The sequence below is a fragment of the Sphingobacterium lactis genome (assembly GCF_011046555.1).
Classification (GTDB): Bacteria; Bacteroidota; Bacteroidia; order Sphingobacteriales; family Sphingobacteriaceae; genus Sphingobacterium; species Sphingobacterium lactis.
This window is the reverse complement of the sequence record NZ_CP049246.1, coordinates 3,218,161-3,241,154: the sequence shown is the minus strand read 5'-3', so window position 1 is coordinate 3,241,154 and position 22,994 is coordinate 3,218,161. Positions and strand designations below refer to the sequence as shown.

Annotated in this window: 22 protein-coding genes; 15 read left to right on the top strand and 7 right to left on the bottom strand. The window is 41.6% G+C overall.

The window, feature by feature from the left end; all coding sequences use genetic code 11:
* Positions 1 to 59 precede the first annotated feature (59 nt).
* The 3 genes from G6N79_RS14135 to G6N79_RS14125 all read right to left on the bottom strand — a co-directional run bounded on the left by G6N79_RS14135 (position 60) and on the right by G6N79_RS14125 (position 1,829).
* Entirely contained in the window at positions 60 to 368 is a 309-nt protein-coding gene (locus G6N79_RS14135) for a helix-turn-helix domain-containing protein (protein ID WP_002978404.1), read from the bottom strand.
* Between the two features lie 12 nt (positions 369 to 380).
* A complete protein-coding gene (locus G6N79_RS14130; RefSeq protein ID WP_013632656.1) occupies positions 381 to 734 on the bottom strand; it encodes a helix-turn-helix domain-containing protein in 354 nt (117 codons plus the stop codon).
* Between the two features lie 249 nt (positions 735 to 983).
* Positions 984 to 1,829, bottom strand: coding sequence for an RteC domain-containing protein (locus G6N79_RS14125; protein WP_103905111.1), 846 nt, complete (start codon positions 1,827 to 1,829; stop codon positions 984 to 986).
* A gap of 775 nt (positions 1,830 to 2,604) precedes the next feature.
* Between G6N79_RS14125 and G6N79_RS14120 the strand changes: the two genes are divergently transcribed.
* Positions 2,605 to 3,738 carry an NAD(P)-binding domain-containing protein gene (locus tag G6N79_RS14120; RefSeq protein WP_103905381.1) on the top strand — a complete coding sequence of 378 codons (1,134 nt, stop codon included), beginning with the start codon at positions 2,605 to 2,607 and terminating at the stop codon, positions 3,736 to 3,738.
* A 24-nt stretch (positions 3,739 to 3,762) separates the two neighbouring features.
* On the top strand, positions 3,763 to 4,977 hold the full coding sequence (locus G6N79_RS14115) for an MFS transporter (protein WP_103905112.1): 1,215 nt from the start codon (positions 3,763 to 3,765) through the stop codon (positions 4,975 to 4,977).
* Positions 4,978 to 4,990: 13 nt separating this feature from the next.
* Here the strand turns inward: G6N79_RS14115 and G6N79_RS14110 are convergent, their stop codons facing one another.
* Positions 4,991 to 6,046, bottom strand: coding sequence for an alpha/beta fold hydrolase (locus G6N79_RS14110; RefSeq protein ID WP_103905113.1), 1,056 nt, complete (start codon positions 6,044 to 6,046; stop codon positions 4,991 to 4,993).
* A 26-nt stretch (positions 6,047 to 6,072) separates the two neighbouring features.
* A complete protein-coding gene (locus G6N79_RS14105; RefSeq protein WP_103905114.1) occupies positions 6,073 to 6,837 on the bottom strand; it encodes a DUF3667 domain-containing protein in 765 nt (254 codons plus the stop codon).
* Positions 6,838 to 7,013: 176 nt separating this feature from the next.
* Here G6N79_RS14105 and G6N79_RS14100 point away from each other — a divergent pair, with 176 nt between their 5' ends.
* Entirely contained in the window at positions 7,014 to 7,814 is an 801-nt protein-coding gene (locus G6N79_RS14100; protein WP_146060568.1) for a hypothetical protein, read from the top strand.
* A 266-nt stretch (positions 7,815 to 8,080) separates the two neighbouring features.
* Positions 8,081 to 8,635, top strand: a complete 555-nt coding sequence (locus G6N79_RS14095; RefSeq protein WP_103905382.1) for a YciE/YciF ferroxidase family protein — start codon at positions 8,081 to 8,083, stop codon at positions 8,633 to 8,635.
* Positions 8,636 to 8,710: 75 nt separating this feature from the next.
* Here the strand turns inward: G6N79_RS14095 and G6N79_RS14090 are convergent, their stop codons facing one another.
* Positions 8,711 to 9,289 carry a hypothetical protein gene (locus G6N79_RS14090; protein WP_103905116.1) on the bottom strand — a complete coding sequence of 193 codons (579 nt, stop codon included), beginning with the start codon at positions 9,287 to 9,289 and terminating at the stop codon, positions 8,711 to 8,713.
* A gap of 292 nt (positions 9,290 to 9,581) precedes the next feature.
* On the opposite strand from G6N79_RS14090, the gene G6N79_RS14085 reads away from it, so the two are divergent.
* From G6N79_RS14085 to G6N79_RS14050, 8 genes are all read left to right on the top strand, one after another.
* Entirely contained in the window at positions 9,582 to 10,151 is a 570-nt protein-coding gene (locus G6N79_RS14085) for a zeta toxin family protein (protein ID WP_103905118.1), read from the top strand.
* 246 nt (positions 10,152 to 10,397) lie between these two features.
* On the top strand, positions 10,398 to 10,964 hold the full coding sequence (locus G6N79_RS14080; RefSeq protein ID WP_103905119.1) for an RNA polymerase sigma factor: 567 nt from the start codon (positions 10,398 to 10,400) through the stop codon (positions 10,962 to 10,964).
* A 69-nt stretch (positions 10,965 to 11,033) separates the two neighbouring features.
* Entirely contained in the window at positions 11,034 to 12,152 is a 1,119-nt protein-coding gene (locus G6N79_RS14075) for a FecR family protein (protein WP_103905120.1), read from the top strand.
* A gap of 86 nt (positions 12,153 to 12,238) precedes the next feature.
* Entirely contained in the window at positions 12,239 to 15,550 is a 3,312-nt protein-coding gene (locus tag G6N79_RS14070; RefSeq protein WP_160003615.1) for a SusC/RagA family TonB-linked outer membrane protein, read from the top strand.
* Positions 15,551 to 15,560: 10 nt separating this feature from the next.
* Complete coding sequence (locus tag G6N79_RS14065; RefSeq protein WP_160003618.1) at positions 15,561 to 16,991, top strand: RagB/SusD family nutrient uptake outer membrane protein; 1,431 nt, start codon at positions 15,561 to 15,563, stop codon at positions 16,989 to 16,991.
* The gene (locus G6N79_RS14060) at positions 16,969 to 17,769 is read left to right on the top strand and encodes a DUF4843 domain-containing protein (protein ID WP_103905123.1); all 801 of its coding nucleotides are present in this window, start codon (positions 16,969 to 16,971) and stop codon (positions 17,767 to 17,769) included. Before G6N79_RS14065 ends, G6N79_RS14060 begins: the two co-directional genes overlap by 23 nt.
* A gap of 10 nt (positions 17,770 to 17,779) precedes the next feature.
* Entirely contained in the window at positions 17,780 to 19,300 is a 1,521-nt protein-coding gene (locus G6N79_RS14055; RefSeq protein ID WP_160003620.1) for a PKD-like family lipoprotein, read from the top strand.
* Between the two features lie 11 nt (positions 19,301 to 19,311).
* A complete protein-coding gene (locus G6N79_RS14050) occupies positions 19,312 to 20,451 on the top strand; it encodes a TlpA disulfide reductase family protein (protein WP_103905125.1) in 1,140 nt (379 codons plus the stop codon).
* 81 nt (positions 20,452 to 20,532) lie between these two features.
* On the opposite strand, the gene G6N79_RS14045 is transcribed toward G6N79_RS14050, so the two are convergent.
* Complete coding sequence (locus G6N79_RS14045; protein WP_103905126.1) at positions 20,533 to 21,402, bottom strand: S1 family peptidase; 870 nt, start codon at positions 21,400 to 21,402, stop codon at positions 20,533 to 20,535.
* 111 nt (positions 21,403 to 21,513) lie between these two features.
* On the opposite strand from G6N79_RS14045, the gene G6N79_RS14040 reads away from it, so the two are divergent.
* From G6N79_RS14040 to G6N79_RS14030, 3 genes are all read left to right on the top strand, one after another.
* A complete protein-coding gene (locus tag G6N79_RS14040; protein WP_103905127.1) occupies positions 21,514 to 21,774 on the top strand; it encodes a YciI family protein in 261 nt (86 codons plus the stop codon).
* Positions 21,775 to 22,132: 358 nt separating this feature from the next.
* Positions 22,133 to 22,594, top strand: coding sequence for a hypothetical protein (locus G6N79_RS14035; RefSeq protein ID WP_103905128.1), 462 nt, complete (start codon positions 22,133 to 22,135; stop codon positions 22,592 to 22,594).
* 10 nt (positions 22,595 to 22,604) lie between these two features.
* Complete coding sequence (locus tag G6N79_RS14030) at positions 22,605 to 22,955, top strand: hypothetical protein (RefSeq protein WP_103905129.1); 351 nt, start codon at positions 22,605 to 22,607, stop codon at positions 22,953 to 22,955.
* The last annotated feature ends 39 nt before the right edge of the window (positions 22,956 to 22,994 follow it).

Below are 22,994 nucleotides of genomic sequence, written 5' to 3'. Positions count from 1 at the left end.
TCGAATGTAAAGGAAGCCTTCACTGATTTGCACTATGTGGCACTCAAAGGCAGTGTTTGTCACTTATTGGCATCCAGTTTGGGCAAGGGTGGGTTAAAACTTTCCCTGATGAACTGATGCACATCGGACAGCTTGTAATACAATTTTCCGCTAATGGTATAATATGGGAGCTTGCCTATGGAGCGATACCGTTGCAGGGAACGATTACTTATTTTCAGCATTTGCAATAAATCCTGATTATCGAGTAATTCCTCACCGTCTATGCTGTTACGCTTCTTTTGTAAATCGTCTATGTGGTTGCCGAGAATGTCAAGCCTATCCATTATGCGTTCCATCCACGCCACAAATTCCATTTTGTCAATATTCATACGTGTACGCTTTTAATGATTACCTGATTTCAGCTTTCTGCCTTTTTCGATATAGCTTTTACCTTTCGCCATAAGCTGCTCTACATATTCATCGGTAGTTTGCACAGCGTTAGCGTTTAGCATTTCTTTGATAGCACCAATCGTATAGTAATATTGCCCGTACATTTTTGAAAAAGCTATCTGCCCATTGGTACGCATACGCCACAATGTTTTTTCGCTGATGTGTAGATACTGGCAGACTTCGTGATTGTTGAGCCACAAGCTATCGTAGCTTGTATCTTCCAGTTTGAGGATATATTCGCTAATGGCTTTCAACCGTTCGTTGAGGTGCTTCCACACTTCTTCGTCAACTGTTATAATATTCATTGTGCTGTTGTTTAATGTTCACAGGGCAAAATTCAGAAGTGTGGTAGTGTTTGTCTGCCAATGCTTACCCATTGGTTTGGCACTTTTTTGAAAATTTTTGTAATGAGGAAAACCCTTGTTTAATAAGGGTTTTAGCGGGGTTGGGATATTTTGCGGGAACCCTTTGCCCATATTTGCCAATTGGCATATATGGGCAAAGAAAAAGCAGTACATTTTGTGTACTGCTTTCCAATACCTGTGCAGATATTGCTAAAGGTCTTTATCCATATACTCTTCGAGGGAAATTTTGAGTTGGTCTAAAAACACTGTCCGGGAGCCTGCCCTTGTTTTCATCCGATGGAAAGAATGATGTATATCGTTCAACGGCGTTCGGAATAAAATTTGAAAAATCAATGCCAATTTTCTAATACCCATTTTACCGTGTGCAATAGATTTGGAAGCATACAAAGCGTAAATCAATTCTATCAGTGCATTTTGCGAGTTAGTCCAAGAAATGTCTTTGTTTCCATCCCCGTTTATTAAGATGTTATCGGGATTTTTTTCAGGGTTTATTTTGGTAAGCAAAAAAGTATAAAGTAATTCATTGGCTATGATATGGGCGACTTTGTTATCGTAATAAGTTGAAAAGCTAAGGTCAATTTCAAATACCGCACTCTTTAAACCATCGTGGTAATTGATTTTCCCGAGCCTGAAATAATTAGGGTCACGGTCGGTTCTGCCAGCACGGTAATACCTGTAAAAATCCTCATTGGATATGCTTTCCTTATATTCGGATTTGAGGATTTTCAATTGGTTTTCAAAATAGCTTTGGTGTATTCTGCCGTTGCTTACAGGACAGGTAGTTTCAATCCGGAAAACTTTATTGTAGTAAATGAGTTTCCCTAAAATTTGCGGTTTGATGTTCTTGAAAAAATCAATCTCCTGCTGTTCGTTTTTAAATCCGGTTTGCAAGACTTTGGTCTTTATGCTAAAGAGCATTTCTTTTAGGTACAAGGTCATTTGATATGCCTCATCCGCAGTTTGCATCATTTGAGAAGATAGCTTTTCTTCCTGACGCTGAATTTCCGATAATATTTTGTTCAACACGATTTCCATAGCTTAGACTTTTAGAGATTAACACCATACGTTTCGGATTTGCATTTTGTTTATTTGTCAAAACTTGGAAATAATATCGGAACCAATATCACAGATTGCCCCAACTTGGGGAAGATTTATTTTCATTACGCTTTATGATGTATATTGGAAAAAGCAGAAAAAGGGTTAAGTACGCTACGACTTAACCCTTTTTTTATTAAATTTGCAGTAATGATTTACAAGGTAATCAGATGAAAGCGAGTGCAGTAAGCACCATTACTAAATCGTTACCGATAGCACTTTCGGTTCTTGTAAACTCTTCTTTATTAGCCACTTTGGGCTATATTAATCTTTTTTATAAAAAAAGTAAGTATTTATTTTTTCTGTAGCCGATTGTATCAAAGACATTTTGACTTATCCTAGGTTAATATTCAATCCTTAGCTGTTACATATTTACCAGTATTCAACTTGTTTTTATCTGTTTCAGCTAGTTATGGGAACCTAAATTTGACGATTCCACCAAGTTTAGATGGTACAGAAAGACAGATTATGGATACTTTCTTGAAGGTTCGAATAGTTTGCCGACCCGAGCTTGGAAGAGATTTTTGAAGTGGATAAAATGAGTAGCGCGCGAGCGCTAAATTTAATGAGAAGACACTAGGTATTGCATTGTCATCTATTTCTAATTATTGGGTAGCATAAATTGAATAAAAGTTATTCTTTGTATACTTGATTTTGCCAACAATCGAAGCATTTGATTGTTGATGGAGTATACCTTTAAATTGGAAATATGCATATGGATGCAGAAAATAAAAGTAACGAGAAGACCGATCAAAGTCAGGGCGCAAAACCTGATATTTTTTATAAAGTTGATATTGTTGTCATAGGTGCGGGCCAAGCAGGCCTTTCCGCAGCTTACCACCTGAAAAGAGAGGGGATTGAACCGGGTAAGGGGTTTGTAGTGCTGGATGATGAATTTGGGTCTGGGGGTGCGTGGCAGCACCGATGGGATACATTGACCCTAAGTAATGTGAATGGTATCAATGATCTGCCTGGCTTAGCCTTCGACGCAGTGGTTGATAAGGATGATAAAGGCTTACAGGCCAATGTGGCGCTTCCCAAATATTATGAACAGTACGAAAAAACTTTTGACCTCCCTGTAATTCGGCCAATTCGGGTAACCGAGGTCATAGAGCGTAAGGGAAGATTTCTGATCCACACCAATGGTGTTCAGTTCAGTGCGCGTGGAATAATCAATGCGACAGGTACCTGGAAAACGCCGAATTGTCCTAAATATCCTGGTTGGGAAAAATTCAAAGGGCGACAATTGCACACAGGTGAATACCATGGCCCCGAAGAGTTTCGGGGAAAGCATGTGATCATTGTTGGGGCAGGTATCTCGGCAGTCCAGTTACTGGGAGAGATCAGCAAGGTCACAAGTACGACCTGGGTAACCCGTCGTTCACCGGATTTCCGCCATTATGAGTTCAATCCGGAGCTTGGCCGTGAAGCTGTGGCTATGGTCGAAGAACGCGTTCGCCAGGGATTGCCTCCTAAATCCGTGGTTTCCGTGACTGGGCTTCCCATTACACCGGCAATCGAAGAAATGCTGAATTCCGGAAAATTGGACCGCTTGCCCATGTTCGATGAAATTACCGAAAATGGCGTCCGATGGAACGATGGAACAACCATGGATGCAGATGTGATTTTTTGGAATACAGGCTTCAGACATTCCTTGGACCATTTGGCGCACCTGAATCTGGTCACGGAGGATGGCGGAGTGGTGATGGCAGGTCAATTGGCCACGCAGGTAGCTAAGGATCCTCGAATTCACCTGACGGGCTATGGCCCTTCAGCTTCAACAATTGGCGCCAATAGGGCAGGTCGGGCAGCTGCCAGAGAACTAATTGATTTTCTCCAACTCAAATAATTCAGCGAACTTGAACCTCCGGATATGACCTTTTCCAGCTATGAAAAATTATTAGTGGCCTTACTGGCCATAGTTCAGTTTACAGTGGTGCTCGACTTTGCTGTAATGGCACCCTTGGGAGCCGAAATGATTACAGCACTCGATATTTCAACGCATCAGTTTGCCATCCTGGTATCGGCTTATGCGTTAAGTGCAGGTGCATCTGGATTTCTCTTGGCGGGATTTATTGACCGGTATGACAGAAAACAGATCCTGCTTTTCATGTACGTTGGTTTTATTGTGGGAACCCTTTGCTGTGCCGTGGCACCGAACTACTATTTTCTTTTGGGAGCACGGGTGGTTGCCGGCATTTTTGGTGGCGTCATGTCGGGAATAACGTTCGCCATCGTGACGGATTATTTCCGCTATGAACAGCGAGGCAGGGTGATGGGATTTATCCAGATGGCCTTTTCCGTAAGTCAAATTATGGGTATTCCACTTGGCTTGTACCTTGCCCATTTATGGAGCTGGCATGTGCCCTTTTATTTTATCGTCGTGCTGGGACTGATCAATATCATGTTGCTGGTGCGCTATATGCAACCCATTCCATCGCAATCCAATCCGGAGATCCGGAGCAGTTATTTCCAGGTCATTAAAAGAATTTTCACCAATAGAACGTATTTGATTGCATTTTCAACTACCTTTTTTCTAGCTACCGGTGGATTTATACTCCAACCCTATATTACACCCCATCTTGTGTTTGATCTGCATTATGAGGAAGCTAAACTTCCGTTTATCTTTTTGGCAGCAGGGATTGCAACCTTGATCGGTTCGCCAATTTGGGGAAGGTTATCGGACTCATGGGGCAAGTATAAACTGTTTGTCCTTGGGAGTTTACTAACCGGTGTAGCAATGCTGTGGTTCGTGAATCTGCCTTCCGGAAATTTATTTATGGTGGCAGTATCCTTTGGCTGTATGATGCTTTTTGTCTCCTCACGCATTATCAGCGCAACGGCCATGATTACGGCAATCCCCGAGCCTGCAGAGCGTGGAGCCTTTATGAATGTCAATTCAGCCATCCAACAGTCCAGCGGAGGGATTGCATCCATTTTAGGAGGGGTGATCCTGATTGATGATCCCGATGGATTGGGCTTTCAGAATTTTGAAGTCTTGGGCTATGTAACCTTAGCCAGTATATTGCTGTGTATCGTCCTGATGTATCGGGTCAATAAAATAGTAGAAGCAAAACGGAATAAATAGGTTAGAAAGGATATTATTTCAAAAATGCAGTCCGTACGATCCCAATAAACTCTACTGGTTTTTCATTGTGGACTCCATGTCCCGAATCTACAGTGATGAGTTCGTTATTGGGTAGTAGTTCATGCGCACGTTGGGCATCATCCGTAGACATGGCAGCCATTAATATCCCGTTCTCATCATGGCTCTTCCATTTGCTGCTCTTCGCGAAAATCAATGTAGACGGGCAGCGAACTTGAGCCAAAAGTTCCTCCTGATCAAAATCTTCGAACCAACTGTTATCATAAAACGCTTCCCCAAACCGCTTGTCATAGGCTGTATTGGAAGGGACTTCCCAGATGCGATTTAACGAAGGGGGTAAAAATGGAACCCTAAATATTTTGTCTGGTTCATTTGCACGGAACTTAATCGCCTGTCGTTGGATAATGGACCATAACTTACCAAATTTATCCTTCCAATAGCTGCGGGGGAGGTAATACAATAAATAATCTTGCTCTGTATCCTGTTGCAGGAAATCATGGATCAATCGGAAACTGTCCTGCCAGGCGAAGGTAGATTGCGTTCGGGATTTCTCCGTTGAAAAAAATGGCGGATCTTCGAGTACAATTGCGCGAACTTTCGAACAGTGAGCAGCAAGCCATGCCGTTAATAAACCGCCGGATGAGTGACCAGAAACATAGACCTCCTCTTTGATTGTGGTAGTTATAAAACGTATAATGTCCTCGCCCATTTTTTTACCCGAATAGCGATCCGGATTGTGAGAAGATTTACCATGTCCATGACAGTCTATGGCATATATGTGGAAAGTCTTGGATAGTTCCGGAAGGACGGTATAGTAATTTTTCCAATCTACACCCTGCCCGTGGATGAGCAGTAAAGCTGGTCCATTATTGGGGCCTTCACCATAATTTATCACGGTGCCATTGCTTAACCGAATCTGTTTTTCAACAAACCCTTTTTTGAAGAGCTTCCGTTTTGCCCTTTCTTCAGCATTGGCATTGTGATCCAAATACAGAAAGATCAAGATGATGGACAGAAACAATATGCTGAAAATGGAGATGAGTATAGGCATTGCTGGTTTTTAATCGGTCTAATATTCTATAGGTTGATGATATCAAAAGCATTCATCAGGGAAATGTAAAGGGATGCCAGCACAAAATTCATGGCAATGATCTTGGAAATCACCACCCACAATCTGGACCGTTTTTCCTGCATCATTAAAAAGCCAAAAATGCTACCGAAAAGAAATAAAAATGGAACCATAAAAAGTGTCAGGAATAGGTTGACCCCGTCTTTAGAAAAGTGGATCTGGAAAGCTACGATAAGTAGGTTCAACACATTCACCAATAGCAGAATGATATTCAGTTGTGCTGCGATGTACGTGTTGGCTAGAAAATGCTCCCAGAAGTTATACTTATTCCTATAAAACGTTAGCCAGGTAATCAAGCTTGTAATCGGAATCATAAGAAAGATGAATACACTGAAATATTTTCCGAGGAATCCGTGTCCGATCAGTTGATCGGCATGTGCAGCAGGTTGGATTTTATCGATCCATAAGTGTATTCCTTTGATGATCAAGGAACAGATGGTTGTCATGATCAGAACAAAGGCAAAGGGACGGAAATAGGGTACCCGTTTGCCATCTAGGTAATCCTTAATCATTACGCCCGGTTTTGTGAAGAGACACTTCAAGGTGTAGAAAAATCCTTTATCGACATGGAAAACGGAGTGGGGGATATCATGTAGAAAATAATGCGCATCAATTCGGTGTTCATGGGAAGATTGTCCACAATTGGGGCAATAATTCCCTTTGAAATTGAATTCGCAATTTAGGCATTCGGCGGTTTCCTGTAGATGTGGCATACGGTTTATTTAGATGAATAAATATATAAAAATCAGGGAAGAAAGGTGATTTTTCCAGCTGTAAATTAAAGATAAATTTTACCTGTTTAAACATCTAATTTGTTTATGGTTAAATTGTTTTTATTGGCACTTAATTTGTCGTTAGCCAAGTGAAAAATTAACTATTGATAATATTTATGAAAAAGTACTCTTTTATGCTGTTCCTCCTGGGGATGGTAACCCTCTTTGCTTCATGTTCAAAGGATGGAGATGGTGAAGACCTTAAAAATGCGTCCCATAAATTAGCCGTTTACAATTTTGGGATTAACCTATTCCGATTTACGGATTCTAAAGTTTTTATCAGCGAGACACCGTTCAGTACGTGGTCTAAATTTTCTCCGTTGAAATCGCTGAACTTAAAGGCTGATCGTACGCAAAAGGATTCCCTGGTATTTAATGTGAGCGAATATGTGGGCAAAACCTTATATGTTGTTACCCTGCGTAAGAAGTTACTGTCTGATGATTATTACAGTATCACACCAACTTTGGATAAGCAGTCCATTAGCTCTTTAAAAGTTCAAATCACAGAAGGGAAACCAAATTATCAAATTGGAATTATCAATTCTGAACCAGCAAATGGTACTTATACGCCCGATGTTGCCAAACTCGTACTACGGGTTAGAAAGGGAACTTCTGCCGTGGCTGACCGATCGGTGTATTATTATGGAACCTCCCAATTATGGTCAGAGGCCATCATCAAAAATATCGAACAGCAAGTTGCATTGAATGGCAAACCGGTTCAGAAATATATGAATAAAACCGATGGTGCTGGAATCTCACTCATCGATATCCCGATAAATGAGCGCGGAACAGTCACCGTAGGAGGTAAGACCACGAAGTACAATGAACATGTGTTTTTTGTGCTGGAAGCAGGCAAGGTCAAGTTCGCATTGGTAGATGCGAATGCTTTGAAGCTGGATAAGACGATCGCCTTCTAAAGGAACAATGAAATAATCCACATGGCATGCAGAACAGCGGATGCCTAAAGAACAGAGACTTTTTAGTCTCTGTTTTAGGTTGTACCAATTGCTTTTTATTCCCATCGCCCACTTGCTAATAGTCGCTCTCATTTCTGGGCCAGTATTGTGCAGAAATAGGACACTTGGTTAGGAAAATTTGGCGCAAGATAGATGATCAAAAGAAATTTCCAACGAAGTTGATTATTGGGTGTTCAGTAGGTGAACTTCAATTAAAAAGCATTATCATGGAAAACACAAAAAAAGAAACGACTAAGGAAATGACAAAGGGAACCAAAGTAGCTGCAAAATCTGGAGCTGCAAAAGATTTGCAGGAGTTATTTGAGGATGGATTGAAAGACATCTATTGGGCAGAGAAAGCTTTGGTGAAGGCTTTGCCAAAAATGGAGAAAAATGCAACCTCAAAAGAACTGAAATCTGCAATTACCTCACATCTGAAGGAAACGGAAGAGCATGTTGCTCGTCTGGAACAAGTTTTTGAAGCCATTGGAGAAAAGGCAAAGGCTGAAAAATGTGATGCAATGGCGGGTTTATTGGAAGAAGGGGACGGCATTATTGAAGAAACCGAGGCAGGAGCAGTGCGCGATGCAGGCATTATTGCAGCAGCACAAAAGGTGGAACATTATGAAATTGCTACATACGGCACCTTGGCCGCGTTTGCTAAAGTTCTCGGACATAAAGATGCGTTGAAGATCCTCTTAAAAACACTCGATGAAGAAAAGGCCTGCGATGAAAAATTGACATCCATTGCGGATACCAATTTAAATTCAAAGGCAGAATAAAAAGAAAAAAACTGAAGAAAGGGCGAAGTGAAAACTTCGCTCTTTCTGTTCATGTGAACTGTTCGTCTGTGAAATTTACTTTGAAAGATCGGCAATGCATTTTTCTCTTATGGTCCAGAGCTCTTCCAATGAGTAGCCCCCATCTGGATTCGTCGCTAACCAGTTGCTTAGAAATTCTTGATGGAATTTTACTTTTTCCCTATAAATATCGCCGGGTTGGATTTCCCTTTCAACGAGCAGATCGTTTTCAAAATCTTCCGGAGAAGATTTAGGATTTGTAAAATCAAAAATTTTATCCATATAGCGTAGGTAGGTATGCGCCTCAGGTAGATATGCTAATCCATATTCACGGAGTCTTTCCTTTATTTTGGGTGTATTGACCCCATCCATTTTAAAGACCCCGATGTAAAGCCGTATTTCCTCTACAGCAAGTTCATCAGCTAAAAGTTTCAGAACAGCATGTTTTGAACTGCAGGTGCCGCAATGCTCATGAAGTATAGCGATAGGTGTAGTTTGATCAACTGGCCTTCTGTATGGCAAATACTGAATAAACCTACAAGCTTCATGGTAAGTCGTTAAACCTAAATTCAGGAATGCCCGACCTACCTGTCCAGAGGTCTTCAGTTCAATATTTGGTAAATGGTCTGCCTCCATAAAGCGTTTCTTCCTAAAATGTGGATTTTGATAGCTTAAAATTAAAAAAATAGCTGCTTATTTTATGGCATAATGTTGTTGTTTGAATCCTAAATCCATAACTTAAGCATATGGATAAATCTATTGACGCAATACTGAGGGAGAGAACTGCGGAACTTCTTCAAGAGACGATTGAGAACGGCACATTGAATTTTTATTACGATCCGAAACGTTGCAGTATCAATGAATTGGTTCGGATTTGGCAGGGTGAGGAAACTGTCATAAAAATTGAGGATGCCCTAAAATTAAACTGATGAAAAAGCCTATCCTTTATGTATTTGCTGGTGGCAATGGTGCTGGCAAGAGTACTTTTTCAGCAGATCTTACACCAGCGGATACCGTCATCATCAATCCAGATCTGATTGCGCAACAAGCTGGCAATTCCTATATCGCCAATGAACGCATTGGTCAGTTAAAAGCAGATGCCATGGCGAAAAAGAAATCCATTCTAATTGAAACGAATTTTTTATTTGAAGATGAAATCGATTCCTTCTTGGAGTTTAAAAATGCGGGATTTGCTATTCATCTATTTTATTTTGTGCTTTCTTCTCTAAAGGAAAGCGAATTGCGTGTACATGCAAGAAGGAGTAAAGGCGGTCATTTTGTGGATGATTACACACGAGAACTGAACTTTACCGTAGGGCTAGCGAATGCAATAAATAATGCGATACATTTTGATGAGGTTCGACTAATTGCCAATTCCATATATATGCAGCAAGAACTATTACACACCACAGGGCAGTCCGTGATTTATGAAAATACAAACACACAAGCATGGACACTTCCCTTAGTCCAGCAGTTCAAAACTGCCTTGCTTGCTTAGCATCGGTGCAGATGTCATAAACTTATATCCTTAACTTTTGGTCTGCTATCTTCTTCCATTAACCCCAAAGCAAGAGGGCTATGCTATTTTCAAAGAAAAGTTAATTGTAGCAATTGGTTTTGCAATTCCATAGCTGAAATCATCCATTTTTTCTTTTTATTTGCGAATAACTTTAAAAGGGGATAATGTTTCATGCAAAAATACTTCTTACGATAAAGTTTCCTATTTTGCAGATGAATCAATAACATGCCGACTAATTATCTTATATATTCAGATGAAGAATTATTCGATTTTGTAATACAAAATAACGAACAGGCCTTTGTCACGCTATATAATCGGTATAAACGACCCCTTGTTGATTTTGCCTTGAACAAATTAGATGCTGAAGAGGTTGAAGATATCATTCACGATCTGTTCACAAAACTTTGGGTGAATCGGTCTGAAATTAAGATCAATACCCTATTCAAATCATATATCTATAAATCGCTTCGAAATAGGATCGTTGATTTCATTGCCCACCAGGTGAATGAAAAGAAATATTTGGATTCCCTAGCCTTCTTTGGCGAACATATCTTTGAGCAGACCGATTACAGTATCCGTGAGAAGCAGTTCCTCAACGAATTGAACCGCTTGATCGAAAAATACAATCCCAATGAAAAAGAAATCCTAAAATTGAGAATGGATGGATACAGCAACCAGGAAATTGCGGATATTTTGCACCTTTCAGAGAAAACCGTGCGAAATAAGTACAGTTTAATAATCAAGGATTTACAGGGGAAGATCAAGGTGCTCTCAGCAATTTTCTTTTTTTAGGGGACAATTTCCGGACTTAGCCGTCTTCTAATTAGTAATCCAATTTTGTGCCTTCATTAAAATAGCCAGTTGAAAATAAATAAAGACATATGGAACCGGTATCTGCACGGGCAGACCTCAGCATCAGAAAATGAACTGATCGATGCCTGGTTTGACTATTATACGAAGGAAACCAACGCCAAAACCAAACAGGAAGAGGTGGACGAGGTCGTATCCAAATTGGATGAAAAGATCCTGAAACAGTTGGAGGAGCCGAAAGTAAGGCGATTCAATACCTGGTATCTTACCGCTGCTGCGTCCATACTATTACTTGTCGGATTTTTTACCATTTATAAATTGGATAAACAAGATACTCCTGTAGATCAGGATATCCTACCACCATCTGGAGCCAATGCCGTTATTGTATTGGAAGATAATTCCGAAGTGGAATTGTCCAAAATCAAGGAGGGAGATACGCTGAAGGCGAATGGCTATTTGATCAGTAAAAATACATCGGGTGAAATTATTTATATCACCGACCAAGCGGGCAATGCACCGATTTACAATACCATTCGGACCAAAGGAGCGGGAACTGCCAATGTGGTGCTCGCGGATGGTTCGCATATCTGGATAAACTCAAAATCGGAAATCCGGTATCCTATCGCTTTTGCTGCTGATCAACGGGAAGTACGTATGGAAGGGGAAGCATATTTTGAAATTGAAAAGGATAGCAAACGCCCATTCTACGTTCGCTCAAATGGGCAGACCATCGCCGTATTGGGAACGAAGTTTAATGTCAATGCGAAAACTAAACGTACAGTAACCTCATTGTTGGAAGGACGCGTCGCCATCGGCGAATTTTCTTCTGAACTTGGGGAGAAGCAAAAGATGAAATTTCCGATCCAATTACAACCTGGACAGGGTTTTAATGGGAATGTTTTTAGTTTCGATAATCCAGAACAAATTGTCGATTGGAAAGATGGCTACTTTGATTTCTCGTCGATGAACCTGGAAGAAACCTGTGCAAAATTATCCGAATGGTATGATGTTTCCTTTTCGATAGAGGAGGGGCTGAAGAAAAGGCGGCTCTTTGGGCGCATATCCAGACAGAAAAGTATAAAGCAAGTATTGAACTTGATCGGTCAAGTTTTGAAAATAAATTACACTATTGAAGAGAACCGAATTTATATAGATACCATACAACCTTAAAAATTATTTAAATGAATTTAGAACGCATCAGTGGGACAGGTTTTTGTTCCATAGGGAGGCTTTTGCTTAAATTTTCCGTCAAACACGTGCTAATCTTGTGTTTTGTGATGATGTGCAGCATGTCCCTATCGGCTCAGACGCTAACTGTCCGTGAAAATGGTACACCTTTGCAACAGGTCATCGAAAAGATCAAAAAGCAGACGGGCTATGATTACCTGTGGGATATGGATTTGATCAAAAAGGCTAAGCCTGTGACCATCAACCTGCAGAATGCACCCCTTGAGGATGTGCTGAAGAAGATTTCCGAGAGTCAGGAATTTGACCTTATCCTATCGGACAAAACCATCCTGATCCGTCCGAAGGCAGGTCGCCGCACACCGGCACAGCGAACCTCTGACAGGCAACAGCAATCTCGCTATACCTTGGTCGGTAATATTACGGATGACGAGGGAAAGCCCTTGGAAGGAGCGACTATCCGTGTAAAACGCTCCAATAACCTCGCCAGCGTAACGGCGGAGGATGGATCTTATTCCCTGGAGGTTTTCCCGGATAGTGAAATCCAAGTGACCATGATCGGATTCGAACCGCGTTCAGAAATGTTGTTCGGTAAGAACCACCTGAATTTGCAGCTGCGTCGGATCGAGAATCGGATCGAGGAAACCGTAGTCACAGGTTATGGTTCCCGTAAAAAGGAATCTTTCACCGGTGCGTCTACAACCATAACCCGCAAGGATTTGGAAAAATACAACAACAGAAATATATTCTCCATTATTCAGACCATTGATCCAGCCTTTAAGATTGCAGAGAACAACAACCAAGGGTCCAATCCCAATGTGCTGCCGGACATCAAGGTCCGCGGACAGAATATGGTTTCAGGATCCGATGTGGATGTCCGCGCAAAGTATGCCTTGAACTCTCCTTTGATCCTGATGGATGGTTTTCAAGTCGATCTACAAAGGCTGTATGATTTGGACGTGAACCGTATCGAATCCATCACTTTATTGAAGGATGCTGCCGCTACGGCCTTATACGGTTCCCGCGGTGCGAATGGGGTCCTCGTCATCGAAACGCGCCTTCCCAAACAAGGGAAGTTCACCATATCGTATTCCTTGCAGCCTTCCACTACGGTTGTTGATCTTTCCGATTATAACTTAATGAATGCCGCAGAGAAGTTGGAATACGAACTTTTAGCCGGCGTCTATAATGCAAGTTATATTCCGGAGCAGGAAAAGTTGCGTAAATTCTATTCCGAAAAATACCTGGATGTTGCATCCGGTGTGAATACGGACTGGTTGTATCAGCCCGTACAGACGACCACCTCGTTTACCCATGCCCTGCGTGTGGAAGGTGGAAACGAGCAGGTCCGCTACAGTATCGATGGAAATTACGGTGATACCAAAGGGGCAATAAAAGAATCGGGAAGAACCCGTGCCGGTGCCGGTTTCACGCTCTTCTATCGTCTGGCAGATAAAATTACTTTCAGAAACGTAGCCAATCTGATCAATTCCCGCGCGAACGGTTCTCCTTATGGTAGTCTGTCGACCTATGCGGGGATGAACCCTTATTTCAGAATTCATGACGCGAGTGGGAATCTAATCCGCGTGTACAACGAGGATTTTGCTACAGAATTGAATGATAACAATTACCTACGCTACAACCCACTGTTCGATGCCAGCCTTCCATTCAAGGATTATGCGAATACCACCAATATCAGCAACAACCTGAATGTTGAAGTGTTTATTACGCCTACATTCCGAATCAATGCAACCGGGGTAATTTCAAAGACCTTTGAAAAAGGGGAGAGCTTCCTTTCTCCGCGCCACAGTTCCTTTTATACCACTCCTTTGATTGAGAACAAAGGACGGTATACTTTCTCCAGTGGAGATGCCATGGAATATTTTGGTGCATTGCGGTTGAATTATGGGAAAACCTTTGGCAAGCATGTCATCAATCTATTGGGGAATACCGAAGTCAAAGCGATCAGTGGATCATCCACCTCCTACATTGCCACAGGATTTGTGGATGATGAGATCATCACACCGAATATGGCGAACAAATACGCTGCTGATACCCGTCCATCATATGCATCTACAGTAAATAGGCTATTCGGAGCGCTATTGTCCGGAACCTATATTTACGATGATCGATTGGTCCTTGAGGGGAATTACCGTGTGGATGGTTCATCCACCTTTGGACGCGAAAACCGCTATACCGGATTCTGGAGTGCGGGTGCTGCATACAATCTACATAAAGAGAAATTCCTGGAGAATTCCGTGGTCAGCATGCTTCGTGTTTTTGGTAACTACGGACTGAGCGGTGCGGATTCATTCAGCCCACGCATGACGGCGACTGCTTATGAAACAAGAACAGCAGGTCTGTATTTCAAATTGCCGGGGATTAATTATTTATCCGAAGGAAATGCCTTCCTGAAGTGGCCAAAAATCTATTCTTTGAGTTTGGGGGTGGAAGGTACCTTGTGGGGTGACAGATTGAACTTCCGCTTTAATCATTACAACAAGAAAACAACGGATATGGTATCGGAAATTACCATTGCTCCATCCGTTGGTCTGGAACAGGATTCTTACTTTGAAAACTTGGGGGAAGTACATAATACAGGTTATGAAGGGTATGTGAATGTACAAGCCTATTCCAATCCAAACAGTGGCTTTTCTTGGTATATCAATGCCAGTGGCGTACGCAATTTCAATAAGCTGACCAAAGTGTCCGATGCATTGAAAAAACTGAACGATCAGAACAATAACGATTACGGTTTCGGGTATATTCCACAGACCCCTTATTATGAAGAAGGACAATCGCTGAACAACATCAAGGGTATGGTTTCCCTGGGTATCGACCCGATGTCGGGACGGGAATTGTACATGACCAGAAATGGACAGGTTACTTACGATTGGTCTACCAGTGAGATTCAGGTGCTGGCAAATACAGATCCGAAACTGGAAGGTATGATTGGAACGATTATCAATTACAAAGGACTTTCCCTACAGGCGCAGATGCATTATGTATTGGGTCAGAACCAATACAACCAAACGTTGATCGATAAGGTCGAGAACAGCAATCCGGCGTTCAATGCGGATCGCAGGGTCCTGACAGACCGTTGGAAGCAGCCGGGGGATGAAGCGATGTTCAAGGCGATTGACGATCAGCGCCTGACGCAATTGAGCAGCCGCTTTATCCAGAAGGAAAATACCTTCAGGTTAGCGGCCCTGAATTTAAATTATGAAGTGAATCAGGATTTCGTATCCAAGTTAAAGCTGCAGCGCGCTCGCCTGAATTTCTCCATGAATGATCTGTTCCGATTCAGCACCATTCGCATGGAAAGAGGTACAGATTATCCATACGCGCGAACCTTCAACTTTGGAATTTCCGTTGTCTATTAAACCTAAAGAAATGAAAAAAATCACGATAATCATCCCGGTACTGTTGTTGTTGCTATGTGCTGGCTGTAATAAATTCTTGGATGTTCGCCCTGATGAGAATACCTACGAAGAAGAAATCTTCAAAACTGAAAATGGGTTTACCAAAGCCCTGAATGCGGTATATAAAGATCTGACGGAGTCTACATTGTACGGCGAAGAATTGAAATATGGACTGATGGATAAATTGGTAGGCTATTGGCAATTGTCCGGAAATGATGTCAATGCCCGAGCGATCGATAATTTCAATTATTCCGTTATCGGTGTTGAGCAGGATATCAATGCCCTGTGGTCCGGTTTGTACAATGCCATCCACCAGACAAATCTTATTATCAAGAACCTGCCAACCCTGGAGAATCAGGCAAATTACAATATCATTGCCGGCGAGGCTTATGGCCTGCGTGCATTCCTCCATTTGGAAGTCCTCAAACTTTTTGGTCCCGTGATCAAGCAGGAGGGGCTGGATAAAACAGCTATTCCCGTATACAGAACAGCGGGAAAGGAAGCACAGAAGTTCAGCACGGCTAAAGAGGCCTTAGCGTTTATTGAAGAAGATCTGCAAAAGGCACTTTCCCTATTGAAAGAGGATCCCATCCAAGTGGTAGGGCGCGCCGGAAGCAAGGAAGATTCGCCTCTTGGTGAATACTACGCGTTGTTTGACAGACGTGGTATCCGTATGAATTACTACGCTGTAAAAGCCCTGCTAGCACGTAAATCGCAGTGGGAAGGTGATAATAACAAGGCTTATGATCGAGCCATGGAGGTAATCAAGGAACTCAATGAAACCAAGGCGGTAAAGTTTGTGGATCCCTATACGTTCTGGGAATCGACTCCTGATTACCGCTTCTCCAGTGAGAACATCTTTGCGGTATATGATAACGATGCCTTGAGCAAATACAACAGGAACTTTCTAAGTTACGACTATGTCATGCAGTTGGATAACTTCCTTTATCCATTATACTACAACGGTACAGGTGATGAATACGATATCCGCATCAATTGGGGTATCGATGAATACTCCGATACTTTCTCCAAGTTTAAAGTTGCACAGAGCGATGTAGAAAATCAAAACTACAACGTCTTTGAGATCCAATTGATCGCGCTGCCTGAGATGTATTTCATCGCGATGGAGTCCAAGCTCCAGTCGAACCCGACCGAAGCCCTGGAACTCTTGAATGAAGTCAGACTCCGCAGAGAAATGGGCGCTTTGGAATTGGAAAGTCCACGGGAAATTGCAAATGCATTCATGGATGAAATCCGTAGGGAATACATTGGCGAAGGATTTCTATTCTCGCATTACAAACGGAGATTCCATGAAATTTATAAGATAGGAAAGGTCGTTCCGCCAAGTCTGGATATTTTCAAATTGCCTATTCCTAGAAATGAACAAATTTATAATCGATAAGACCATGCGAAATTCATTCTATATATGCCTTCTGTTGGCACTCTTCACGAGCTGTAAGGAAAATCAGGACATCACGACTTTTGATCTGAACCAGCGGTACTTGAATTTTTCACAAACCGATACCACTGCGCTGACCTATGATATCAATTATCTTGGCACATCGGAATATTCCTTTGCGTTAGAGGAACAGGAAACGAACGTAAAGAAAGTGGGCATCCCGATTGCCATGGCCGGTAAAATGCCGGAACAGGACCTCAACTATACCGTTGCGGTCAACCAGGAATTGACGACCTTACCCAAGGATGCCTATACATTTGACCCTTTTATCTACCGGAAAGGCCGTGTCAAGGATTCCGTATTCGTACAGGTGAAGAAAATTGAAGCCATGAAAACCAAGAAATTTATTTTGGTCTTGGATATTGTGGAGAATGAGAATTTTAAGGTTGGCCATAACAAGGCAACATCCTTTCAGCTGACCGTAAGCAATATGTTGAGCGAACCGAGTTGGTGGTCACGCTATACGGATTATATGGGGCCGTATTACCCGGAAGTATACCAGCAATGGATCTATACCTACGTGGAAGGAGCGGATCCAACACTGAGTCCAGTAACCAATAAACCGTACCTCTATTGGGGGAATATGCCAACCTATATTCCGAACCTTCCTGAGGACTATCCAATCTTGTACCACCACATCCTGAAGTTGAAGAAATACTTCCAGGAAAATGTGGTCTACCCGAATGGCGATTCAAGTAAACCTAGAATTTTATTACCATAAAGAAGAACCAATGAAACAATATATCATTCCCTTTATATTTGCACTGCTCTGTTTCAGCTCCTGCTCGAAAGATACCGGTAACTATGAATATACGGACGTGAACCTGATGACCGTTACGGATACAGCAGGGGAGTCTATCAGTGCCAAGAATTACGATTTGATGTATGGTGAAACCCTAACGCTGGAAATGAAAGCAACTGGAACACTACCAACATTCGACCCCAAACAGGTGCAGTACAACTGGATTTTGAATGAGGACACCATCGCCAAGGGCGGTGCTGCCAAATTCAATGCAGATAACCTACGGTCTGGGGAGAATCAGATTATCCTGTATGCCAAAGACCCAACCAACGGATTGGATTATATGACAGCGTTTAAGATCAACCTGTCTGCTTCCATATCCAAGGGATTCTTTATACTAACGGCTGATGCTGCGAACAATACAAAGACCTATTTCCGCTCCTCATTGAATCCGCAGTCGGAGCCTAACCTCGTGGAGCACTTTGGTATTGACCAGGAGATCACCTTGGGCAGTCATCCCATTGAGCTCAAACCGATCTATGTTAACCGTAAATATTCCGGGCTGTATACCTATACTGCACAGGGTGAAAATGTATTCTACCAATTCAATTTGAATACGCTTTCACCAGTTCGTTCGCTTGCTGGCGCTGGAAATGGTTTGGATGGTGGCAATTTAGTCATTACATCCGTTAAACCGTTCTGGAATTCAGAAACAGGAGAGGCCTTCATAACCGAAAAAGGACAGGTACGCCATCTCAATCAAGGTTTCGTGAAAGAAAATGCAGTGAGCGATCCGACTTTCAAATATGATTTTGGAAAAGAGGATTACGTCGCAGCAGATTACAATAATTCTAGAGGAACCCTATTGATGGGATTTGATCACTTGTCCAAACGGATTATGGTATTATCTTACAATGGTCGCATTCGCAATCAGTTTTTAAAACCGAACCTTGATCTGGCAACCGATGAGCTGCCTGGGTATTCCTACGTGACATCAGGCGGAAATATGGTTTCGGGGTCGAATGATTACACATTCTATATGCTTGTGCGCAATGGATCCGCCGTATCCTGTTACCAGACTTCCGCAGTACTGAATTATGAGGACAACCGTTACTATCCACAGAAAGTGGAGTTGGTTGCAGGTGGTACCATTGCAAATATCGATAAGGCTGTTCAACCGAAATATCACCGCTGGACCAGTGCATTCTATTTTGCAGTCGGTAGAACAATCTACAGAATGACACCGACGTCGATTATTGCCCGCGAATTTATTACCCTTCCTGATGATGGGACCGGAGATATCGTAAGCTGGAATTTTGATGACGATGCCCACAGAACGTTAAAAAATATTGGAATTGCAACCTATAATGGGGCAAGTTCACAGGCGAAGAAGGGTTCATTGTACCATTATTCGCTGATCAACGAGGGAGAAGGCACAAGGCCAAGCCTGACCTCAAAGGATTTATACAAGATTGATAAAGCAGTTTCCCTTGGGGTAGCTGTCCAATAAAAATATAGGATATGAAGTTCACAAAAATAATAACCCTGGGAGGGCTCGGTTTATTCGGCCTTTTGCAGGGAGCAATAGCCCAGACGGCAAGGCCATTCACCATAGATGGGAAAGTGCCAAGCACCACAAAAACCATTAAGTTGATGTACTATGATTTCGACACAGATGAAATGGTGGAGGACTCGACCGCTGTACGAAATGGGGCTTTTGCACTGAAAGGGAATATCACCGGTGCTTCCTATGCAGGGCTTTATTTCTTTGGCGATAGTGCTGGAACAAAAGGTGCCGACGAGTTTTGGTTTTACCTCAACCCCGGGCGCAACACCATTGATGCCACACAGGGAAAAAAGGCAATGTTGGTAGCCGGAGATGCACCGGCACAGAAATATATCGATTTCAAGAAGGATATCGAAGAAAAGAAATCGGTTTTAAAGACTCCAGAATATGAAGCCGAGGTTAAGAAGATTGAAGAATTGAGGGATCAATTGGTGGCGTTGGAAGAGGGATTGAAGGAACAATATGGAACCAATGAAAGCATTTATGAAGATGCGGAATATGAATTTATCCAAAACAATCCGGATAACACCCTGAGTCTGCAATTCCTCAAAGGCTACTTGGATAAGGAGCGCCCAGATTATGCGAAATGGAAAGCCTTGTATGAGGCGCTGTCTGCTGAAATCCGCAATACACCAAAGGGATTGGAGATCGCTAAACTGATCGAAAGTGAAGCTGTAAAGGAGGGCGGAATAGCGCCTGATTTTACCCAAGAGGATGTTGATGGCAAACCATTCCAGTTCTCGTCCATAAAAGGTAAGTATGTGCTGATCGATTTCTGGGCCTCCTGGTGTGTGCCCTGCAGAAAGGAAAATCCGAATGTGGTCAAAGCGTACCATAAGTATAAGGATAAGAATTTTGAGATCGTAGGGATTTCCCTCGATACTCAACGTGAAAGTTGGATTAAGGCCATTGCAGATGATAAATTGGAGTGGATAAACGTGTCGGACCTGAAAGGATGGAAAAATGAAGTATCCATGGATTACGGTATCAAAGCCGTACCGTCCAATTTCCTGGTCGATCCAGAGGGTAAGATTATCGGTGTCAATCTAAGAGGAGAGGACCTCGAGAAAAAGCTCGCGGAAATCCTAGAATAAGAAATGCTTGTTGTTAGTTTTTTAGTTTAAAAAAAAAAGCCTTATGATTAATTTCGTAAGGCTTTTGATTTTCACTAACTACTATTTAATAAAGGCTTTGATTACGGATACGGGTACAGATTGCTTGATCACCATCTGTAAACTGCGCTGTTCCTTTTGGTTGTAATAGAAGGATTGCGTGAGGGAGACAATGCCGACGATGTTTCCGGCGTCGTCAAAGATTGGCCCGCCACTCGATCCGGCAGCATAATCTGCGGAGATCTCCATTTTGCGGGAGTAGATGTCGTTGTTGTGCTGCGTCATACGCGTCACGACACCGGTAGAGTAATTGTACAAATAGGCTTTGGGATGGGCAATAACATGTACGTTATCACCCGTCTCCAAATCCTTACCCAAAGGGAATGCATAGATCTTTTTACCTTTTGTATTCGCTTTCACGATGGCCACATCGGCAAGCTCGTTGTAACTGACAATGGAATCCATGGCCAGGATATTTCCATCGTAATCTGCCAGTATATATTGTTTATCTTTTACTGCCGTTTCCGGATCACCAGAACCCGCGTTCACCAATTCCACCATGTGGTAGTTCATCACGAAATAACCATCCTCGGAAATGGGAAATGCCGTAGCGACATTTTCCACCATCAGCCTATCAATGCCTTCATTCTTAAACAGCCGGATAAAACGGTACACGTGCGGCTTGTTCTTTTTGTACAGCTCAGCAGGGGTCAAGACCTTCGTCTCCGCTGGTTTTGTCTGAATACTAATGGTTTTATTTTCCCTGTTGATATAAGCTGTCTTGGTGAAACCTTCCAATGATTGGATATCAAAATCCTGGGCGTTTACCTGACGGACAATCTTCATGAATAAAGCATCCTCGTCAACAAACTCCTGAGCCTGCACAGCCTGGAGCCCAAGCACCAAAGTCAATAACGGGAAGATTTTTTTCATACGGCATGTTTTATAAGGAAGACGGTTAAAGGGGTAATTTGTCCCGAAATAAGGTGAAAAAGCAGGTTTTTAAGGAAGGGTTGGGGGAAGGTTGATATAGTATCTCCCGAAATGAAACCTACAAAAGAACAAATGGATCGCTACATGCAGGACTGGATGAAATGGATCAATAGTATTTCCAAAAAAGGTCAACTAGCCGATGGCGGTTTGCATATTATGAACGAAGGAAAAGTTCTGAGACCCGATAATGTGGTTGAAGATAACCCGTATACGGTGAATAAGGAGTCTGTAAATGGATTTATAGTTGCCAGTGCTGCAAATAAAGAGGACGATGCAGAAATTGCTAAAGAATGTCCTATTTTGAATGGCTAGGGGGCAAGCGTGGAAGTTAGAGAAGCAATGAGGTTAGGGGAGAAGGGAAGTAATGGAGGATATATAGAAGCTCATAAAGTGATGGGCTTTTTTAGGTTTAATTAAGGTTGGGGAATTGGGGGGTAAATGTGTTAGGATTAGGATGAGAGCATGACTAATTGACAATGAAATTGATAGTTAATCCTATGGTGAGGAATTATATTGTTATCAGATTATTAATGAGCTAATTTTTACGGATAACCGTAAAAATGAACTTAAGATATTAAATAATTTTATGGAATTTATTCATTTTCTTGATATGCTTGGAGCTATCGAATTGAAAATAATAGATAATGAGTTTTGTTAAAATTGATATTAAATGAGCGGTCACATAACTATTACATTACAAGAAAAGTATAATTTTTTAAAACAGGAACTTGAAGGAAAATCTAAAAGATATTATCCTTTTGTGATCAGTGAGGGACTATTAGATGAGAAAGAGCAAATATTGAAACAATTGAAATCCGAATTGCAAGATAACTTAATTTTAGCTCCAACATTTGCAAGTCCAAAAGATTTATTCCTTTTTATAAAATCTTTTTCGGATAGTATTTTATTATTTGAGGACGAAATTTTAACACGACGGATTGAATACATTAGAGTTTTAGAAGGTGCTATTTGTTCTAACCCAGATTCTTCAAAACTTTGGGAGGTTAATTATGAAAGTGAGAAAAGCTTTACGTTCTATGGTGGGATAGTAATTGTTAGTCGTTTGAAAAAGAGTGAACTTAAATCTAGGAAACAATTAAAATACATTTTAAGAGATTGTATTGTTATATAAAAATTTAAATATGAAATATCGATTTAACGAAGAATTTGCAAGAAAGAATTCAAATGAGATTTGGGGCCAAATTATTGTTTTATTGAAAACTTTAAAACCTAATCAAATCCCCTCTATTTCAGGAAAAAAGATATATGAGGTAGTTACTGCTAATGAACAAAGTATTGGTTTTTTGGGTAATGATAGAAATGGACAAGAAGAGGAAATTGTTTTTAAAAAGGACTTTATCTCCTTATTAGATGTATTACAAACACAATCTTGCTTTTCAACGAGTAGTATTAAAAATTATATTTCTGGTCCAATATATAAAAAGCGGTCTCCAAGTTTCGCTATTTTAAAATTTTTACAAATTATAGAATAGCACAGAATCTTAGTAACTTTATAAGTGAATACTAACTTA

Coding starts and splice junctions, on each gene's coding strand:
- G6N79_RS14080 (WP_103905119.1), top strand. CDS start 10,398: ATGCCGACTAATTATCTTATATATTCAGATGAAGAATTATTCGATTTT.
- G6N79_RS14055 (WP_160003620.1), top strand. CDS start 17,780: ATGAAACAATATATCATTCCCTTTATATTTGCACTGCTCTGTTTCAGC.
- G6N79_RS14135 (WP_002978404.1), bottom strand. CDS start 368: ATGAATATTGACAAAATGGAATTTGTGGCGTGGATGGAACGCATAATG.
- G6N79_RS14105 (WP_103905114.1), bottom strand. CDS start 6,837: ATGCCACATCTACAGGAAACCGCCGAATGCCTAAATTGCGAATTCAAT.
- G6N79_RS14050 (WP_103905125.1), top strand. CDS start 19,312: ATGAAGTTCACAAAAATAATAACCCTGGGAGGGCTCGGTTTATTCGGC.
- G6N79_RS14120 (WP_103905381.1), top strand. CDS start 2,605: ATGGATGCAGAAAATAAAAGTAACGAGAAGACCGATCAAAGTCAGGGC.
- G6N79_RS14115 (WP_103905112.1), top strand. CDS start 3,763: ATGACCTTTTCCAGCTATGAAAAATTATTAGTGGCCTTACTGGCCATA.
- G6N79_RS14085 (WP_103905118.1), top strand. CDS start 9,582: ATGAAAAAGCCTATCCTTTATGTATTTGCTGGTGGCAATGGTGCTGGC.
- G6N79_RS14100 (WP_146060568.1), top strand. CDS start 7,014: ATGAAAAAGTACTCTTTTATGCTGTTCCTCCTGGGGATGGTAACCCTC.
- G6N79_RS14045 (WP_103905126.1), bottom strand. CDS start 21,402: ATGAAAAAAATCTTCCCGTTATTGACTTTGGTGCTTGGGCTCCAGGCT.
- G6N79_RS14035 (WP_103905128.1), top strand. CDS start 22,133: ATGAGCGGTCACATAACTATTACATTACAAGAAAAGTATAATTTTTTA.
- G6N79_RS14130 (WP_013632656.1), bottom strand. CDS start 734: ATGAATATTATAACAGTTGACGAAGAAGTGTGGAAGCACCTCAACGAA.
- G6N79_RS14110 (WP_103905113.1), bottom strand. CDS start 6,046: ATGCCTATACTCATCTCCATTTTCAGCATATTGTTTCTGTCCATCATC.
- G6N79_RS14040 (WP_103905127.1), top strand. CDS start 21,514: ATGAAACCTACAAAAGAACAAATGGATCGCTACATGCAGGACTGGATG.
- G6N79_RS14095 (WP_103905382.1), top strand. CDS start 8,081: ATGGAAAACACAAAAAAAGAAACGACTAAGGAAATGACAAAGGGAACC.
- G6N79_RS14090 (WP_103905116.1), bottom strand. CDS start 9,289: ATGGAGGCAGACCATTTACCAAATATTGAACTGAAGACCTCTGGACAG.
- G6N79_RS14030 (WP_103905129.1), top strand. CDS start 22,605: ATGAAATATCGATTTAACGAAGAATTTGCAAGAAAGAATTCAAATGAG.
- G6N79_RS14060 (WP_103905123.1), top strand. CDS start 16,969: ATGAACAAATTTATAATCGATAAGACCATGCGAAATTCATTCTATATA.
- G6N79_RS14065 (WP_160003618.1), top strand. CDS start 15,561: ATGAAAAAAATCACGATAATCATCCCGGTACTGTTGTTGTTGCTATGT.
- G6N79_RS14125 (WP_103905111.1), bottom strand. CDS start 1,829: ATGGAAATCGTGTTGAACAAAATATTATCGGAAATTCAGCGTCAGGAA.